Origin of the sequence: Marinomonas ostreistagni, from assembly GCF_016461785.1 — a bacterium.
In the GTDB taxonomy this organism is placed as follows: Bacteria; Pseudomonadota; Gammaproteobacteria; order Pseudomonadales; family Marinomonadaceae; genus Marinomonas; species Marinomonas ostreistagni_A.
Genome location: NZ_JAEMUH010000009.1, coordinates 14936 through 33321, shown reverse-complemented (window position 1 = coordinate 33321; position 18386 = coordinate 14936). Strand labels below are relative to the sequence as shown.

Genomic DNA, 18386 nt, shown 5'->3' with positions numbered 1-18386 from the left:
CCTCGACCAATTTTGTACAGCTCTGCTCAAAAATAGAGCAACTGAACACCTATATGCAAGCATCGTGCACATTTTGTCAATGGACTTAAACCAAAACTTGATAAAGCGCAAACGTCAATTGACCTGCACGCTTTTCTTTTTTCAGTTGCCAATGTTCTGGGAGCTCTGTTAGTGGGTTTTCACTTTCCCTTTCAATGTAAATATATGCCTTATCAGACAACCAGTTACCCTCTAACTTAGGCAAGATTTGCTCTAGCAGCCCCTTACGAAATGGAGGGTCTAGGAAAATAATGTCGTAAGGTGTTTTTTCCGTTTGTAAGAAGCTTAAAGCGTCCATGTTTAGAACATGACCATTATGTGCATTCAAGGTACTTAAATTTGTTTGAATTTGCCTGGCGACAGCTTTGTTTAGCTCCACGAAGGTGCACTCTTTTGCACCGCGAGAGAGCGCTTCTAAACCTAATGCACCAGAGCCACTGAACAAGTCTAAGCATTTTGCTCCAGGCACCTCGAAGTTCAACCAGTTGAATACGGTTTCTCTCACTCTATCTGTTGTAGGTCGCAGGCCCTCAAGCTCTAGAATTGGGAGCTGCCTTGAACGCCACTCTCCACCAATAATACGAAGTTTGGACGCACCGCCTTTGGTTGCAGGTTTCGGACGGGCGTGAGAGGAAGGTTTCTTCATAATTTAACTAACACTTCTTGGCGAGATGAAATAATGAGCAATCGGTCGATTGCAGCTTGGTATTGCGACATTGTAAAAGAGTTTGCTGCATCACTGTAGTGCTCAGCAAAAGACTCTAAGTCTAGTGCAGAATTAGGGTAAGCCACTCGACTTCCTATTGCAGCCCACCAAGTAGGATTTTGACTCAATTGGGATAGCTGTGCCAAAAGCTGCTGCTTTAACTCAATAAAAGCGTCAGCGTTTTGGTAGCTAGGCAGAGAGCTTGGTACAACCCAGCTGGATTCTGGGTCTGATGACTGGCTAGCAGAGGCTAAAACAGATTGTGGTGCCTGTAATTGCCAAGTGACATAGGGCTGCCAAGGGGATAAATGAAGCTGCCATTGGCCAACTGTACTGTTAAGCGCTTGCTTTTGGCGATCTAAGGAGTCTTTTGCCAAAATTTGTAAGGCCAGCCAATCGGTTACAGATAGTAGGGGGGTAATTGTCATTGCGCCATAAAATGCCTGTAACTCTTGCTGCCCAAGTATGCTTACGCTGCTTTGCACGCTACTTTCCCAATTGGAGGGCGGTGCTTTAAGTGCCATATGGGCTGTTAATCTATTTAAGGCGCTTTTAAGCTGTGCTTTAGACGTGTCATTTAGCGTTCCTGCAAGCGTTATATGAGAAACAGCCTGCTTTATGGTTTGGAGGTGTTGACTCAATAAATCTGGAGAAAGGCCCTCTAAGTTGTTTGTCTGAGAGGCATTATATTCAGGCCAAAGCTGAAGCAGAAGTTGCTGGTTGGCCATATTTTGGTTGGTTAAGCGGATGTTATTTTGCAAAGAGGAGTACTTAAACTGGGTCCGATTAAGCCAGGCGTCTAAAACTCTCATAGTAGCGCCAAGATATTGTTCTTGATTACTAAATGAAACTTGAAGTGTTTGCTGTTGAGGGTCGTAATGACTATCTGCTTTCGCAGCCAAGGGCGTGAGACGCTGATTGATCGTTGCTGTGCTCAGAGGCAGTGTTGCGCCGGTGAGGCGTTCCCAGGTGGCTTGTGTTAAAGAGGGGGTTGATGTTTCAGCATGAAACACGATCGCCATCTCGACTTTATCGCTGCCAGACCAAGAGTTCTGTGTGACCCAATAAACAGGTATACCACTGTCGGTTTTCCATGACTCTACGGAGGGTTGTTCGAGTACGGTCCTAGGATCAGTTAAATTGAGTAGCCAAACAGCCAGGGTCGTTACAACGATGATGACGGCTAGAACAGGGCGGCTAAATAACGGTTTATCGCGATTAAACATGGTAAAAGTCGCTGAATGAGAAAGATTAGGTACATTTTTCCACGAAAGTGGGGCTTTTTGCCAATAGGAATGATGCTAAAATCACCGCTTTTAACGCACCCATCGTCTAAAACGGCTAGACCTGCTTGAGACGTCGCGATTTAGTTACCCATCCATTGGGATCAATTTAGAGAGATGTGAATGGAACTTGTAGATCAGATTATCGCTTATTTAACCCCTTACTTTGGTGAATATGCTCGTTTTGCACCAATTGGCTTGGGTGTTTTACTGGCCATTATTGCTTTTTACATCAAGCGTTCAGTGATGAAGAGCATGGATGCCGATATCAAAGCAGCGAAACAAAAGCCCACAGAATCTGTTGCCGAAGCAAAGGAGCCAGCCGATGAAGAAACTGTAAGCAAGACCTCGGTCCAAGCTGAAGCGGATTCAACAGAACAGACTAGTGTGTCGACTGACGAAGGGCAAACCACAGAAGTCTCTGAGCCGGACGTAGCCGTTGAGCTATCAGCCCAACCTGAGCCCGTAGTCGAAGTTGAAACGCCAAAAGCAGCGGAGCCCGCCCCAACTTTGTCTTGGTCTCAACGCATTAAGGCAGGCCTTTCACGTACTCGTGGTGGCTTTGGCTTGTCATCATTACTGATGGGCAGTAAAAAGGTCGATGATGATCTTTTGGAAGACCTCGAAACACAGCTATTAATGGCTGACGTGGGTGTCGAGGCAACGCAATCGTTGATTAATACGCTAACCGAGAAACTAAATCGTAAAGAGCTGAAAGACACCGATGCTTTGATGGCGACACTAAAAGGAGAGCTAAAAGACATTCTAGTGAATTCTGAAGAGCCATTAGACCCTACTGCTAAGCAAGGACCATTTGTCATTTTAATGGTGGGCGTGAACGGTGTTGGTAAAACCACTACGATCGGTAAGTTAGCGAAGAAATACCAAGCGGAAGGCAAGAGCGTCATGCTTGCAGCGGGCGATACATTCCGCGCTGCAGCGGTTGAGCAATTGCAAGTATGGGGTGAACGTAACAACGTACCCGTGGTCGCACAGCATACCGGTGCGGATTCTGCTTCGGTGATTTATGACGCCATTGAGTCGGCTAAATCCAAAGGTGTTGATATCGTCATTGCAGATACCGCTGGGCGTTTACAGAACAAAGCAAACCTAATGACTGAGCTCGAAAAAGTGGTTCGCGTCATGAAAAAGCTAGATGTTGAAGCACCACATGAAGTGATGTTGGTGCTGGATGCGGCGACTGGGCAAAATGCACTCAGCCAAGCGAAGCTGTTTACTGAAGCGGTTGGTGTATCGGGTATTACTTTGACTAAGTTAGACGGTACTGCCAAAGGTGGGATTATCTTTGCCATTGCGAAGCAGTTTGGTTTGCCGATTCGCTACATCGGTGTCGGTGAGCAAGCTGATGATTTACGCCCGTTTAAATCCCAAGAGTTTATCGACGCTTTATTTGATAGTGAGTAACAGGTAGATTTAATCGATCAACCACAGGGGATGTTGGCGTGGAAATTGAGTTTCAGCGTGTAGGTAAGAAGTATGAAAGCGGTCATGATGCACTGTCGCAGGTGAGTTTTCATTTGCAGCAAGGCGAGATGGCCTTTCTAACCGGTCACTCGGGGGCTGGCAAAAGCACTCTGATGAAGCTCATTATGATGATCGAGCGTCAGACAACAGGCAAGATTCTGGTCGATGGTGTTGATTTACGAACTCTCGCTAAAAGTGTTATCCCTTATCATCGTCGCCGAGTGGGCGTTGTTTTCCAAAACCACCAACTCCTGTTTGACCGAAGCGTGTTTCACAACGTTGCGTTACCGTTACAGGTGAGTGGTGCTGACGATGAGCAGACGGGCAAGCGCGTTCGTGCGGCCTTAGATAAAGTGGGGTTGCTAGGCAAAGAGAAGCTCAATCCTATGGCGTTATCCGGCGGTGAACAACAGCGTATAGGTATTGCACGAGCGGTAGTGAACAAACCACAACTGCTGTTGGCGGATGAGCCGACCGGTAACCTAGATCCACGTCTCTCAGCGGAGATTATGAATCTATTCCAAGAGTTTAATCGTGTAGGTGTGACGGTATTGGTCGCTAGCCACGATTTAGCCTTAGTGGCGAGAATGCGCCATCGAGTCTTGACTCTTAATCAAGGGCGTATGGTTAATGATGGAGGGTTTGCTTAAATGGCTAAACCTCCACAACAGCGTCCTATACAAAGAGGTGCAACTCGACAAAGCCTTAGTAATAGCCGCCAATCGGCATGGGGGGCGCCAAGCTTTGATTTCAAGTTGTATTTACGTCAGCATCAAGCTTTTCTGATTGAAAGCTTTACTCGATTGCTAGGACATCCTCTTGCCAGTCTAATGACGGTGATGGTATTGGCTATCTCCTTGTCATTGCCTGGTGGACTTTTTGTTCTACTGAAGAACGTGCAGTCTGTGACAGATCGTTGGGAGCAGCAGTCTGTCATTTCCCTATACCTGTTTTCAAATTTAGAGGACACAGAGGCCTTATCTCTGTCTCACCAACTCTCCAGCCGTGCAGATGTAGAGTCAGTTGAATACATATCTAAAGAAGAGGGCCTGCGCTATTTTGAGCAGTCCAGCGGTTACGAGCAGATAATGTCGACTCTGCCTGAAAACCCTTTGCCGATAGTGCTCAAAGTCATTCCCAAAGCGATCGTAGACTTGAATACACTGCCTGAGCTGCAGTCTTTACGTGACCACCTACAAAGCTTGCCTCAGGTTGAATATGCGCAATTGGATGCCGAGTGGTTGCAGCGTTTGGCGACTATGATCAATTTTGGTCAGCGCTTTGTATACGCCATTTCTGCACTATTAGTCATTGCCGTGCTATTGATCGTAGGTAATACCATACGTATGGCGGTCGAAAGTCGTCGTGATGAGGTCCTCGTGATGAAGCTTGTTGGGGCGACGAACAGTTATATCCGTCGCCCTTTCCTTTACATGGGCTTTTGGTTTGGTGTACTAGGGGGCGTGTTTGCATGTATATGTATTATGATATTAGCGTGGTGGGTGAGTACACCTGCTGAACGTTTGATTGAGCTATACCATGCAGGCTTTGAGTTGCAAAGTTTTAATGCAGTCGAAATTATAATGTGTTTAACTATTAGCGCGTTTATTGGTGTGATCGGTTCTTGGATTGCCGTAAGTCGCCATATTCGCGATATTGAATTACAGTAAATGAGGAAGAAATGGCGCGTTGGCATTGACGAATAACGCGAAAATCTCCACATTTACGGCACACATAGTGTGAACTTTGTTGCTAGTATTTCTCATACTCAGTATGAACACGAAGAGGTGAAATAGAAATGGGTAAAGCTCTCCAGCCAATTGACATGATGACTCCAGGACAGAATCTTGAGTCGTATGTGCAGGCCGTTAGTACCATTCCGATTTTGTCAGCGGAAGAGGAACATGAATTAGCCGAACGCCTTTACTATCAGGGCGATCTAGAAGCCGCGCGCTCGCTGGTCATGTCTCATCTACGCTTTGTTGTGCATATTGCGAAAAGTTACTCGGGCTACGGTCTGAATCAGGGTGATCTGATTCAAGAGGGTAACGTAGGTCTAATGAAAGCAGTGAAGCGATTCAACCCTGAAGTTGGGGTGCGCTTGGTGTCTTTTGCTGTGCATTGGATCAAAGCAGAAATTCATGAATTTATTCTTAAGAACTGGCGTATTGTGAAAGTGGCAACTACGAAAGCGCAGCGCAAAATGTTCTTTAATCTTCGTAGTGCCAAAAAGAGTCTAACTTGGTTGAGTAATTCCGAGGTTGAATCGGTTGCCAGCGACTTAGGGGTGACCCCTGAAGTGGTACGTCAGATGGAAGGCCGTATGAGTTCCACTGATATGGCATTTGACGCTGGCAGCGATGACGATGATGATAATGCTTTCCAAGCACCTGCTAACTTCTTAGAAGATTCAAGCTACGACCCAGCGATTGTGCTTGAGCATGGTAACTGGGAAGCGGATTCCAACCGTCGCCTTGAGAGCGCGATGCTTGAGCTTGACGACCGTAGTCGAGACATCCTAATTAAGCGTTGGTTGAATGAGAATAAAGCAACCTTGCATGATCTAGCGGATGAGTACGGTGTTTCTGCTGAGCGTATTCGACAGCTTGAGAAGAACGCTATGAAGAAAATCCGTCTGGCCATGGGTGAAGCGGAGTTTCATTAATCGTCACCGTGTCTACAGATACTGAAGAAGCCCTCCTTTGTGAGGGCTTTTTTTGTATGTGACTTAAGTGTATCTACAAGTGCTGACCCCATCTAAAGCTCTGAGAACAGCTTAGTTTTAGAGAGTATAAAGTGGTAAAGCTAGTTTAAAGGCTACTGGCTACGCAAACGATCCCCAGGCATAAATTGCCAAGTACGAATGATCTCTAATTGATCCACTTCTTTTTTCAGCTCCGTCGGGAAGGTGTCGAAAGGCTCTGCTAAACGGACAATGCGCATTGCAGCATCGTCTAACACACGGACACCAGATGAGTGCAGAATCTCAATATTGTCCACATAGCCATTGGGTAAGATCGATACTGCGAGCCTTAGTTGCCCATAGAGATGTTTTTGCTTCGCCTCTGAAGGGTAGTGAATATTACCTATGCGTTCGATTCGGCGGCGCCAGTCATCTAGGTATTTTGCATCGATGGCTGACTTGGCTGACACTGAAGTCAGGCGACGAATGCGAGGACGTTTGGCGTATTCCTGACGTTGTTGATCTAAAAGTGCTTCAAGGGTAGCAATATCGCTGGATAAACGACTAGGTACTTGAGTCTTTCCAATGAACTGTTCTTCCAGCGTTTTATTTTGCTGTTCAGGTTCTTTTAAAACTTGAAAGACATCGTTTTGATTCTGGCTTGCTATTAAATCTGGATCGTTTACCGGCTCAGCTGAGGCTAGCTCAGGCTGAACGGGTGGCGTTATATCTTGTACGGTATCAGCGCGGAACTGAGCCGTCTCCGTTGTGGTTAACTTTTGCTTGCGTAACTCTGTGCCGCTGGCCTGTTGGTTCACTTGTGCGATGAAGTCTGCCTCTCTGGGGGCTTCTGACTTATGCTGAACTAAAGTTACTTCGAGTGCTTTTCTCGATGCAGATTGTCCTAGAGAGAAGTCAAAATTAACCAATGTTATCGCCAGCAGGTGTAAACTGATGGCAATAAACAAGGTTATGGAGAAACGATCGGCTGTACGCATAAAGGAATTAGTGTGCCGTTAAGCGAGCCTCAATGGCATCTAATAATGTCATGCCGATGTTTAAACCAAACTGCTCATCCAATTGGCGTACACAGGTTGGACTAGTGACGTTGATTTCAGTTAGATAGTCACCGATCACATCCAACCCGACAAACATTAAGTCCTTCTCTTTTAACGTAGGGATGACTTGATCACAGATCCATCGTTCGCGCTCTGTTAGTGGACGGCCTTCGCCTCGTCCGCCTGCCGCAAGGTTGCCGCGAGTTTCTCCTGATGCAGGTATACGCGATAAGCCGTAAGGGATCGGTTCACCATCGACAATCAAAATTCGCTTATCGCCATCCTTGATTTCAGGAATGTATTTTTGCGCCATGATTTGCTCTGCACCCATATTGGTCAGCGTTTCGATGATAACGCTGACGTTACTATCATCTTCTTTGACGCGGAAGATAGAGCTACCACCCATTCCATCAAGCGGTTTGAAAATAACGTCTTTATGTTCTTTATGGAACGCTTTTAGTAAGTCCGAGCGACGTGTCACCAATACTTCTGGGCAGCATTGCGGAAACTGAGTAGCGAACAACTTCTCGTTGCACTCAAGTAAAGCCTTAGGGTTATTCACCACCATTGCGCCATCACGCTGCGCTTGATCAAGAATCATGGTAGCGTGCATAAACGGAATATCAAATGGTGGGTCTTTACGCATTAGAATCACGTCAAGGTCTCCCAGTGCGATACATTGCTCAGCACCCAAATCATAAAAGTGATCGGGGTCTTTGTAGACGTCTAGAAGCTGAGTAAAAGCGTGTGCTTTGCCATTTTGAAGATATAGGTCTTTCGCTTCCATGTAATAGATTGACCAGCCTTTATCAGCAGCGGCCCAAAGCATAGCGAGCGAAGTGTCTTTTTTATAGTTAATCGTATGGATTGGATCCATCACAATGCCGAGTTTTATGGTCATAAAATTCGTTTCCTGTTTCGGCTAATAGGCATGAAAGGAGCCTATGGAAAGGTATATAAGCAAGAGTATAAGGACTAAAAGCAGGAAAGATAAGTATCGAGTGAGAAAATATCGGACAAAGGAAAGAGCACAGCCTAATGGCTGTGCTCGAACGGTGAAAGCTTACCAACCATTGGCGCTGTCTGTTGCATCAATGAATATGACACCATCTTCGCTAACGCTCGTACTTCCTTCTGGAAAGTTGCTATTGTAGCTTGGTGTTGTTGATGTGGTTGGGGCTTGATAACTCGTTGTAGCAACTGGCGTTACTGGCTGTACTGCTGTTGTTGCAGGTGCTTGGTAGCTAGGCGTTACGACTGTAGTAGCTGGTTGTACTGCAGTTGTTTCGGGTACTTGGTAACTAGTTCTAGGAGCAACATTCTGCGTGCCTGCTGTTGCAGAGTCACTGACCGTTTCGACTGGCGTGTAAGGTGCTGCAGCAGGAGAAGTCACTGCAGGAGAGGCAATCGGGGCTGTGATTTCCGTGGCCATTGCTGCTGTTCTTTCTCTAGGAATGACCTCTTGCTCAAATCCAAGCTCTTCTGGTTGGTATATGCGAAGAGCACGCATTAGGTCCCCTTTGCTATTGAACAATCTAAACTCAGCATATAGCTCATCGTAGTCTGCATTAACGTAGTCTTGACGAGCCTCAAAAAGCTCATTCTCACTATCAAGTACATCAAGCAATGTACGGCGGCCTAAATTAAATTGTTGTGCGTAAGCAAGCTGAGACTCTTTTGTTGCAGTAACATATTGTTGCAAGTAGCTTTTTGAACCTAGTGACGCTTCATATGCCGCCCATGCTAGGCGTGCAGTCAGTTCTGTCTCACGAACTGTGTTTCGTTTGATCTCTGATGCTTGGATGTTCTGCTGCGTCGCGGCTTCTTGTGCTCGCTTATCTGCACCACCACTGAATAGGTTATAGCTTAAACGAAGCATGGCTGTAAGGTCTTCATCGCTACCTTCCGCGCCATCAATATTGTTATCAAATGTTCGTTCTACAACAAAGTTAAGCTCTGGGTAAAAACTAGATTTTGCGCCACTTACCACGTGTTCTGTAGCCGTTACATCCCATTGAGCTGAATCAATTGCAGGATTATTCTTAATAGCTTGATCTATGGCGCTTTGTAAACTCTTAGGTAACATGGAGCGATCTGGTTCAGGATAGATCAGCTCTGCTGGGGGCATTTCACCTACAACGTTGACGTAATTTGCTTCAGCTGCTCTTAAGTTGTCAATTGCAGATAAGCGGTTCGCTTCCGCTTTAGCTAGTCGTGCAGTGATTTGGCTGAAATCAGATTGACGACCAACACCAGACTCACTGGCCGTTCGGATTTGCTGATAAATACGATTGTGAGTTTCTAAGTTGGATTGTGCTAACTCATAAAGTTCACGATTACGCAAAACGTCAGTATAAGCTTGAGCAACTTCTAAGGCTTTGTTTTCAACTTGTATTAACGCATTCCAGCGATTGGCTTCAGCTTCAGCTTTCAAGCGCTTTACGTCATTTGAAGTGCTAAAACCACTAAAAATGGGTTGAGTCAAAGTGAGCGCTAACTCTCTTCTTGTCAAAGAAACATCTTCGCCACTGCCCTGATAGTCGTAAGTGGTTTCGTGTCCAATCCCAGCATTAAGGTCTACAGATGGGTAGTAACCGTTTCGACGAGAGACTTCAGTATTCTCTAGGCTTTCTTGGTACAAGGCGATGGCTTGTCTAATGCTTGGGTTGCTTTCAACCGCTCGATATGTGGCTTCTTCAAGGGTGATGCCCATGGCTGGAAGGGCGCATAGTGACGTAGCCAACACAATGCTACTTGCCAAGAATTTTTGTCGAAACATGAGCTCCACCTGATGTAAGTAGTAAAATAAAGAGTAAGAAATATATGCTAGCTGATTTTTTACACAATTCTAAAATATAGTTTAGAAAACGGGCTAGTGGCTTAATAAGGTCTTCACGTTACATAGGACATTAAAATGTAACAAAATGTAAACGCTAAATATCGCCCCAGCGTATGTTTAATGCGGTTAACGCCACAATAGGGGCGGTCTCTGTACGTAAAACTCGAGGCCCTAGTGCGATCGCCGAAAAGCCATATTGTTTAGCTAAAGCAACCTCTGTCTCAGATAAACCGCCCTCTGGTCCAATTAATAAGGCTATTTGTTTATTGGTCGGTTCTGCAAAATCCGATAGCGGACGAGGGCTATGATGATGTAATGTTAGTTTTAACATATCATTACAATCTGGTACCCACTTCTCTAGTTCGATGGGGAAGCAGACTTCGGGCACAATGCCGCGACCAGATTGTTCCGCTGCGCTGATGGCAACTTGTTGCCAATGTTGAACGCGCTTCTCTAAACGGGCATCGTTTAACCGCACTTCGCAACGTTCGCTAAACAATGGCTGTATTTTATAAACACCTGCTTCGACGGCTTTCTGCACGGCATAATCCATACGCTCACCTCGAGAAATCGATTGTCCAATCGTTACTTTAAGAGGCGACTCGTTTGTTAACTCTTCAAAGGTGCCCACTTCGACTTGAGCCGAGCGTTTTTGGACATTAACTAATTCGGCTTTGAACTGCCCGCCTTTGCCGTTAAACAAAGTAATAGGGTGGTTTTCTTTAAGGCGGAGCACCTTACAGCAGTGTTGGAAAGCACCGTCGGGAAGCTCAATTGTGGAGTGTTCAGCAAGTGGTAGATCGACGTAGATACGTGGAATGCGCATAAATAAAAAAGCCCTCTGTTGAGAGGGCTTTTATAACGGAAATCCGAGAGATTATAAACCAGCAGCTTTACGAAGTGCGTCGGCTTTATCTGTGCGTTCCCAAGTAAAGTTCTCACCTTCACGACCAAAGTGGCCGTATGCGGCAGTTGGTAAGTAAATTGGGCGCTTAAGATCAAGCATCTTGATTAGACCTGCTGGACGAAGCTCGAAGTGTTCACGTACTAGTTGAGAGATTAGCTCGTCACTTACTTTACCTGTACCAAATGTGTTGATACTAATAGAAGTTGGTTCAGCGACACCAATGGCATAAGACACTTGGATCTCACACTTGTCGGCAAGACCTGCAGCAACGATGTTTTTCGCTACGTAACGACCTGCATAGGCTGCAGAACGGTCAACTTTTGATGGATCTTTACCAGAGAAAGCACCACCGCCGTGACGCGCCATACCACCGTAGGTATCTACGATGATTTTACGGCCAGTTAGACCACAATCACCTACTGGGCCACCAATGATGAATTGGCCAGTTGGGTTGATGAAGTACTTAGTGTCTTTAGACAACCACTCTTCAGGCAGAACCGGCTTGATGATCTCTTCCATTACCGCTTCGCGAAGATCTGCCTGCTTGATCGCTGCGCTGTGCTGAGTGGAAAGTACCACAGCATCGATAGCACATGGCTTACCATTTTCGTCGTAGCGGAATGTCACTTGGCTTTTCGCATCTGGACGAAGGAAGTCTAGTGTACCGTTTTTACGAACTTCTGCTTGGCGCTGTACCAAACGGTGTGAGTAAGTGATCGGTGCAGGCATTAGGACATCGGTTTCGTTGGTAGCAAAACCAAACATTAGGCCTTGGTCACCGGCGCCTTGTTCTTTTGCATCCGCTTCATCAACACCTACCGCGATATCAACAGACTGCTTACCGATGGCATTGAGTACAGCACAGGATTCCCAGTCAAAGCCCATGTCTGAGCTATTGTAACCGATTTCACGAATCACGCCGCGAGCGATGTCCTCGATATCAACCCAGGCATTGGTACGGACTTCACCAGCGACCAATACCATGCCCGTCTTCACGAGTGTCTCACACGCAACACGTGCTTCTGAGTCTTCTTTTAAGATGGCATCAAGGATGGCATCAGATACTTGGTCTGCGATTTTGTCTGGATGGCCTTCAGAAACCGATTCTGAAGTAAATAAAGAATATTCTGACATGTTTGTGCCTCTATAAATGTAGATTCTAGAGCGCCAAACAGGCATAAAAAAACCCGCTTAGCTGAAAGATTTGCTAAACAGGCTGCCTTGCTTCTGTTTAGCTGATTTTATATAGCGTCCGCAAGCCGAAACAAATCGACGCTGTGATGCGGATAATGAACCAATGGCGACTAAAATTCAAGCAATTAAGCGTTTAAGGTAGGGTGTTAGTGCAGCTTTTTTGCTATGATCTTTGCCATCTTTGTGCAATTTCATTCTCTTTGCTCATTTATTGGGCATGCATTACCCGAGGCCGTTGCAAGAACTGGGGTTAGCATGGAGAATGAAACGACATTTCGTACATTAACCAGGAGTGGATAATCAATGCCGTCTCGTAAACAACTTGCTAATGCTATTCGCGTACTTAGTATGGACGCGGTTCAAAAAGCAAAATCTGGACACCCAGGCGCGCCTATGGGCATGGCTGACATTGCAGAAGTGCTTTGGAATGACTTTCTAAAACACAACCCAACTGACGCTAAATGGGTCGATCGTGACCGTTTCGTATTGTCGAACGGCCATGGCTCTATGTTGATTTACTCTTTGCTTCACCTTTCAGGCTATAACCTATCTATTGAAGATCTGAAGCAATTCCGTCAACTGCACTCAAAAACTCCTGGTCACCCTGAGTATGGTTATACGGATGGCGTTGAAACAACGACTGGTCCTCTAGGTGCGGGTATCAGTAACGCAGTAGGTATGGCAATTGCTGAGAAAACCTTAGCGGCACAATTTAACCGTGAAGGCCACAGCGTTGTTGATCACAACACATACTGCTTCCTAGGCGACGGTTGTATGATGGAAGGTATCTCCCATGAGGCGTGTTCTCTGGCGGGTACGTTAGGTCTAGGTAAATTGATCGCATTCTGGGATGACAACGGCATCTCAATCGACGGTCATGTTGAAGGCTGGTTCACAGACGACACGCCAAAACGTTTTGAGTCTTACGGCTGGCATGTGATTGCTGATGTAGATGGTCACGATCCAGAAGCCATCAAGGCAGCCATCGAAGCAGCGCAAGCTGAAACGTCTAAGCCTACATTGATCTGTTGTAAAACCATCATCGGTTTTGGCTCTCCAAACAAATCAGGTTCCCACGACTGTCACGGTGCGCCACTAGGTGATGAAGAAATCGCCGCAGCGCGTGAATTCCTAGGTTGGAAAGAAGCACCATTTGAAATCCCTGCTGATGTTTACGAAGGTTGGGATGCGAAATCTAAAGGGGCGTCAGCTCAAACAGAATGGGAAGCGAAATTCGAAGCGTATCAAGCGGCTTACCCAGAGCTTGCAGCAGAATTCGAACGCCGTGTAATCAAAGGTGAATTGCCAGCAGACTTCGCTGAAAAAGCGGCTGCTTACATCAAAGAGTGCCAAGAAAAAGGCGAAAACATTGCTAGTCGTAAAGCGTCGCAAAACGCGATCGGTACGTTTGGTGCAATTTTGCCTGAACTACTAGGTGGCTCGGCTGACCTGGCAGGTTCTAACCTAACCCTATGGTCTGGCTCAAAAGGCATTCAAGAAGATCCAGCGGGTAACTACGTATTCTACGGTGTACGTGAGTTCGGTATGAGCGGCATCATGAACGGTGTTTCGCTACACGGCGGTTTCATCAACTACGGCGCAACCTTCATGATGTTCATGGAATACGCGCGTAACGCAGTACGTATGTCTGCATTGATGGGCATTCAGAATATCTTCGTTTACACCCACGACTCAATTGGTCAAGGCGAAGACGGTCCAACACACCAACCTGTCGAGCAACTTGCGAACCTACGCATGACACCAAACATGTCAGTATGGCGTCCAGCGGATGCAACGGAAACAGCGGTAGCTTGGGCAGCAGGTATCCAGCGTCGCTCTGGTCCAACGTCTTTGGTATTCAGCCGTCAAGGTTTGCCAGCGCTTGCTCGTACTGATGCGCAAGTAGCGGACATCGCGAAAGGTGGTTACGTATTGTCTGACTGTGAAGGCACGCCAGAGCTAATCCTGATTGCGACCGGCTCAGAAGTTGCTCTAGCGCTAGACTCTGCGAAAGCATTGGCAGAAAAAGGCACGAAAGTTCGTGTTGTGTCTATGCCATCTACAGATGCTTTCGATGCTCAAGACGCAGCGTACCAAGAATCTGTACTGCCAAGCAGTGTGACGAAACGTGTTGCGATTGAAGCAGCGCACGTTGACTACTGGTACAAGTACGTAGGCTTTGGTGGTGCAATGGTGGGTATGCGTACATTCGGTGAATCAGCACCGGGTGGCGACCTTCTAAAACACTTCGGCTTCACTGTAGAAAACGTAGTAGCCACAGCAGAGAAACTGCTGAACGCCTAACGGCTTCACAACGAAAGAGGAGCTTCTGGCTCCTCTTTTTTGTTGCTTTGATTTGATTTAAGAGAACTATGTTGCGAGTAGCGATTAATGGCTATGGCCGCATTGGCCGATCAGTGCTTCGTGCAATCTACGAAAACGGTTATCAAGACCGAATGCATGTCGTGGCGATCAATGAATTATCGGATATTGAAACGATCAGTTATTTGACACGCTACGATACCACTCATGGCCGCTTTCCTAAGCCTGTGTCGATTAAAGGCAATAGCCTGATGATTGGTGAAGATGAGATTCAATGCTTCAGTGCAGCGACGCCTGAAGAGTTAGATTGGTCAGCTTTAAACGTTGATATGGTGCTTGAGTGCTCGGGTGTCTTTGCAGAACGTGAGCAGATTCAGCGTTTTATCGATGCAGGAGTGCCACGAGTGCTGTTGTCCCAGCCTGCTTCGGCAGATGTCGATGCCACGATTGTCTATGGGTTTAATCACACGACGGACATCAGCGCTAAGCATACGATAGTCTCCGCAGCGTCTTGTACTACCAATTGTGTCATTCCAGTTTTAGATACACTGGAGGCGTTAGCGGGTGTCGAGCACGGCGCAACGCAGACGATCCATTCGGCGATGAATGATCAGCCTATCATTGATGCTTACAATACCAAAGATTTGCGCTTAACTCGTTCGGCAATGAGTTCAATCATACCAGTGAACACTGGCCTTGACCGTGGTATCGCACGTTTGATACCGAGCCTAGCGGGTAAGATCAGCTCGAATGCCGTACGCGTTCCAACCATCAATGTCTCTTTGATCGATATGGTGGTGCGTACGAAGAATGATGTGACCGCGGAACAAGTGAATACCGCGTTGCAAGTGGCAGCATCCTCTAAATACGCTAGCTTATTAGGTTACACTCAGGAGGCTCACGCGTCGGTGGACTTTAATCATGATCCACGCTCGGTGATCATTGACGGTACTCAAACACAAGTGGTCGATGGTCGCTTAGTGAAACTGCTGTGTTGGTTTGACAACGAATGGGGCTACGCGAATCGTATGTTAGATGTGGCATGCTATTGGCGACAATTATTGGAAGACAGTGCTAAGCACTAATGAATTTTAAAAACGACGAGGAATCGTGCATGACCGTAATTAAAATGACCGATTTGGATCTTGCGAACAAACGAGTGTTGATTCGTGAAGACCTTAACGTGCCTGTAAAAGATGGCAAAGTGACTAGCGATGCACGCATTCGTGCGGCGCTTCCGACGCTTAAGCTTGCGCTAGAAGCGGGTGCCAAAGTGATCGTAATGTCTCACCTTGGTCGTCCAACGGAAGGTGAGTACGAAGAACAATATTCAATGCAGCCGGTTGCCGATCATTTAGCAGGTCTTCTAGGGCAAGACGTGCCACTAGTGAAAGACTGGTTAAACGGTGTTGACGTTGAAGCAGGACAGCTCGTTCTAGTTGAGAACGTACGTTTCAACAAGGGTGAGAAGAAAGACGATGAAGCATTGTCTAAGCAAATGGCTGAGCTATGTGACATCTACGTGATGGATGCTTTTGGAACGGCCCACCGTGCACAAGCCTCAACGCACGGTGTAGGTAAGTTTGCACCGCTTGCTTGTGCAGGCCCATTGTTGGCAGCTGAACTTGATGCCCTTGAAAAGGCGTTAGCGAAACCTGCACGCCCAATGGCTGCGATTGTCGGTGGTTCAAAGGTATCGACTAAGCTAACGGTACTCGAGTCTCTATCTGACAAAGTAGACCAGCTTATCGTTGGTGGCGGTATCGCCAATACTTTCCTAGCGGCGGCAGGTTTCCCGGTCGGTAAATCTTTGTACGAAGAAGATTTGATTCCGCAAGCAAAAGCTCTGATGGAAAAAGTAGATATCCCACTGCCTGAAGACGTGGTTGTCGCAACCGAGTTCTCTGCCGATGCGGAAGCGACGGTTAAAGATGCGAAAGATGTTGCAGCAGACGATATGATTCTGGATATCGGTCCGAAAGCGGCGGCGAAGCTTGCCGGTCTACTTGAAAGTGCTCAGACGATCATTTGGAACGGCCCAGTAGGTGTATTCGAGTTCGATCAGTTTGGTGAAGGTACCAAAGCACTTTCTATGGCGATTGCTAACAGTGCTGGTTTCTCTATTGCCGGTGGTGGTGATACGCTAGCTGCAGTGGATAAATATGACATTGCTGAAAAAGTGTCTTACATTTCCACTGGTGGCGGTGCTTTCCTAGAATTTGTTGAAGGAAAAGTGCTTCCAGCTGTTGCTATGTTAGAGTCGCGCACGCAAAATTAGTGTAAAGCTAAAAGCTTACACTTGAATAAGACAGGGAAAACCCTGCACGATGAGATGCGTCATGATGACCATCTCATCACTATAATAACTAACACTTAGAGAGTGACCGGTCTGTCATTAGACAGAATGACAATATAACGATAAGGCGTAAAGCCACATGTGACACACATGCGCATGGATAAACATTAATGGGTGCTTTGTTATTTGCAAAGACACCAATCAACTTCATTGTCAGAGGAAACTTTTATGCCTTTAATTAGTATGCGTCAATTGCTGGACCATGCAGCAGAGCATGATTACGGCTTACCTGCGTTCAACGTGAACAACATGGAGCAGGTAAAAGCGATCATGGAAGCCGCAGACGAGGTAAACTCGCCTGTTATCATGCAAGCTTCTGCTGGCGCGCGTAAGTACGCAGGCTCTCACTTCCTTCGCCACTTAATCGCAGCGGCGATCGAAGATTACCCACACATCCCGGTAGTCATGCACCAGGATCACGGTACGAGCCCAGCAATTTGTCAACGTTCAATCCAGCTTGGTTTTTCATCAGTGATGATGGACGGCTCTTTGATGGCTGACGGTAAAACGCCAGCAAGCTACGAATACAACGTTGATGTGACACGTCGTACAGTAGAGTTCGCCCATGCATGTGGCGTCTCTGTAGAAGGTGAGTTGGGCTGTCTAGGTTCTCTAGAAACTGGCCAAGCAGGTGAAGAAGACGGTGTGGGTGCAGAAGGTATTCTAGACCACTCACAGATGTTGACGGATCCAGACGAAGCGTTTGATTTTGTTGAAGCAACAGGTATTGATGCCCTAGCGGTAGCGATCGGCACAAGTCATGGTGCGTACAAGTTCACTCGTCCACCAACCGGTGACATTCTAGACATCGAACGTATCAACCGCATCGCAGAACGACTGCCTAACACACACATTGTGTTGCACGGTTCTTCATCAGTGCCACAAGACTGGTTAGAAATCATCAACGAATTCGGTGGTGAGATTCCAGAAACTTACGGTGTGCCAGTAGAAGAAATCGTGAAAGCGATTCGTTACGGTGTTCGTAAAGTCAACATTGATACAGACCTGCGTCTAGCGGCAACGGGTGCGATCCGTCGTAGCCTAGCAGAGCACAAAGGTAACTTCGATCCACGTAAATACTTAACTGAAAGCATCAAAGCGATGAAGGCGGTATGTATTGATCGTTACGAAGCGTTCGGTTCAGCGGGTCAAGCATCACGTATTCATACGATTGATCTGGAAGAAATGGCAATTCGTTACGAGCACGGTGAGTACTCAAACGGCCGTCGTTTCTAATAAATAGAATGAGCGAGTGACTTTTTTAAATTTATTTTAAAAAAGTGTTGACCTGAAAAATGGTTCACCTATAATGCTCGCCATTCCAAAGCGGGAGTGGTGGAATTGGTAGACACGCTGGATTTAGGTTCCAGTGCTTCACGGCGTGAGAGTTCGAGTCTCTCCTTCCGCACCAAATTAAAGAAAGCCGAGTTACTTAGTGACTCGGCTTTTTTTATGCCTTTTTGATGCTTTCAATGTACCTTTGTTGAGTCTTATCGTTAGAATGTCCCTTTAAG

The 18386-nt window shown here is 46.6% G+C and carries 15 protein-coding genes and 1 tRNA gene; 9 read left to right on the top strand and 7 right to left on the bottom strand.

The window, feature by feature from the left end; genetic code table 11:
* Positions 1-85 precede the first annotated feature (85 nt).
* Both rsmD and JHD44_RS10450 read right to left on the bottom strand, forming a co-directional pair.
* Positions 86-685, bottom strand: a complete 600-nt coding sequence (rsmD, locus tag JHD44_RS10455; protein WP_199462701.1) for a 16S rRNA (guanine(966)-N(2))-methyltransferase RsmD — start codon at positions 683-685, stop codon at positions 86-88.
* Entirely contained in the window at positions 682-1971 is a 1290-nt protein-coding gene (locus JHD44_RS10450; RefSeq protein ID WP_199462700.1) for a hypothetical protein, read from the bottom strand. The genes rsmD and JHD44_RS10450 overlap by 4 nt, the downstream gene beginning before the upstream one ends.
* 180 nt (positions 1972-2151) lie before the next feature.
* Between JHD44_RS10450 and ftsY the strand changes: the two genes are divergently transcribed.
* From ftsY to rpoH, 4 genes are all read left to right on the top strand, one after another.
* Positions 2152-3453 carry a signal recognition particle-docking protein FtsY gene (ftsY, locus tag JHD44_RS10445; RefSeq protein ID WP_199462699.1) on the top strand — a complete coding sequence of 434 codons (1302 nt, stop codon included), beginning with the start codon at positions 2152-2154 and terminating at the stop codon, positions 3451-3453.
* A 38-nt stretch (positions 3454-3491) separates the two neighbouring features.
* Positions 3492-4163 carry a cell division ATP-binding protein FtsE gene (ftsE, locus tag JHD44_RS10440; protein ID WP_199462698.1) on the top strand — a complete coding sequence of 224 codons (672 nt, stop codon included), beginning with the start codon at positions 3492-3494 and terminating at the stop codon, positions 4161-4163.
* A complete protein-coding gene (gene ftsX, locus JHD44_RS10435; RefSeq protein ID WP_199462697.1) occupies positions 4164-5183 on the top strand; it encodes a permease-like cell division protein FtsX in 1020 nt (339 codons plus the stop codon).
* A 128-nt stretch (positions 5184-5311) separates the two neighbouring features.
* On the top strand, positions 5312-6178 hold the full coding sequence (gene rpoH, locus JHD44_RS10430) for an RNA polymerase sigma factor RpoH (RefSeq protein WP_133561797.1): 867 nt from the start codon (positions 5312-5314) through the stop codon (positions 6176-6178).
* 152 nt (positions 6179-6330) lie between these two features.
* Here rpoH and JHD44_RS10425 read toward each other — a convergent pair whose 3' ends face one another.
* From JHD44_RS10425 to metK, 5 genes are all read right to left on the bottom strand, one after another.
* Positions 6331-7194 carry an energy transducer TonB gene (locus JHD44_RS10425; protein ID WP_199462696.1) on the bottom strand — a complete coding sequence of 288 codons (864 nt, stop codon included), beginning with the start codon at positions 7192-7194 and terminating at the stop codon, positions 6331-6333.
* Between the two features lie 7 nt (positions 7195-7201).
* Entirely contained in the window at positions 7202-8155 is a 954-nt protein-coding gene (gene gshB / locus JHD44_RS10420; RefSeq protein WP_199462695.1) for a glutathione synthase, read from the bottom strand.
* Between the two features lie 162 nt (positions 8156-8317).
* On the bottom strand, positions 8318-10033 hold the full coding sequence (locus JHD44_RS10415) for a TolC family outer membrane protein (RefSeq protein ID WP_199462694.1): 1716 nt from the start codon (positions 10031-10033) through the stop codon (positions 8318-8320).
* Positions 10034-10187: 154 nt separating this feature from the next.
* Complete coding sequence (locus tag JHD44_RS10410) at positions 10188-10919, bottom strand: 16S rRNA (uracil(1498)-N(3))-methyltransferase (RefSeq protein ID WP_199462693.1); 732 nt, start codon at positions 10917-10919, stop codon at positions 10188-10190.
* Positions 10920-10970: 51 nt separating this feature from the next.
* The gene (gene metK / locus JHD44_RS10405; protein WP_133561807.1) at positions 10971-12134 is read right to left on the bottom strand and encodes a methionine adenosyltransferase; all 1164 of its coding nucleotides are present in this window, start codon (positions 12132-12134) and stop codon (positions 10971-10973) included.
* A 363-nt stretch (positions 12135-12497) separates the two neighbouring features.
* Between metK and tkt the strand changes: the two genes are divergently transcribed.
* The 5 genes from tkt to JHD44_RS10380 all read left to right on the top strand — a co-directional run bounded on the left by tkt (position 12498) and on the right by JHD44_RS10380 (position 18283).
* Positions 12498-14498 carry a transketolase gene (gene tkt, locus JHD44_RS10400; RefSeq protein ID WP_199462692.1) on the top strand — a complete coding sequence of 667 codons (2001 nt, stop codon included), beginning with the start codon at positions 12498-12500 and terminating at the stop codon, positions 14496-14498.
* A gap of 68 nt (positions 14499-14566) precedes the next feature.
* Entirely contained in the window at positions 14567-15601 is a 1035-nt protein-coding gene (locus tag JHD44_RS10395; protein WP_199462691.1) for a type I glyceraldehyde-3-phosphate dehydrogenase, read from the top strand.
* A gap of 29 nt (positions 15602-15630) precedes the next feature.
* Positions 15631-16794, top strand: coding sequence for a phosphoglycerate kinase (locus JHD44_RS10390; RefSeq protein ID WP_199462690.1), 1164 nt, complete (start codon positions 15631-15633; stop codon positions 16792-16794).
* Positions 16795-17040: 246 nt separating this feature from the next.
* Positions 17041-18108: a class II fructose-bisphosphate aldolase gene (gene fba, locus JHD44_RS10385; RefSeq protein WP_133561815.1), complete on the top strand. Its 1068-nt coding sequence runs from the start codon at positions 17041-17043 to the stop codon at positions 18106-18108.
* Between the two features lie 90 nt (positions 18109-18198).
* Positions 18199-18283 (top strand) — tRNA-Leu (locus JHD44_RS10380).
* The last annotated feature ends 103 nt before the right edge of the window (positions 18284-18386 follow it).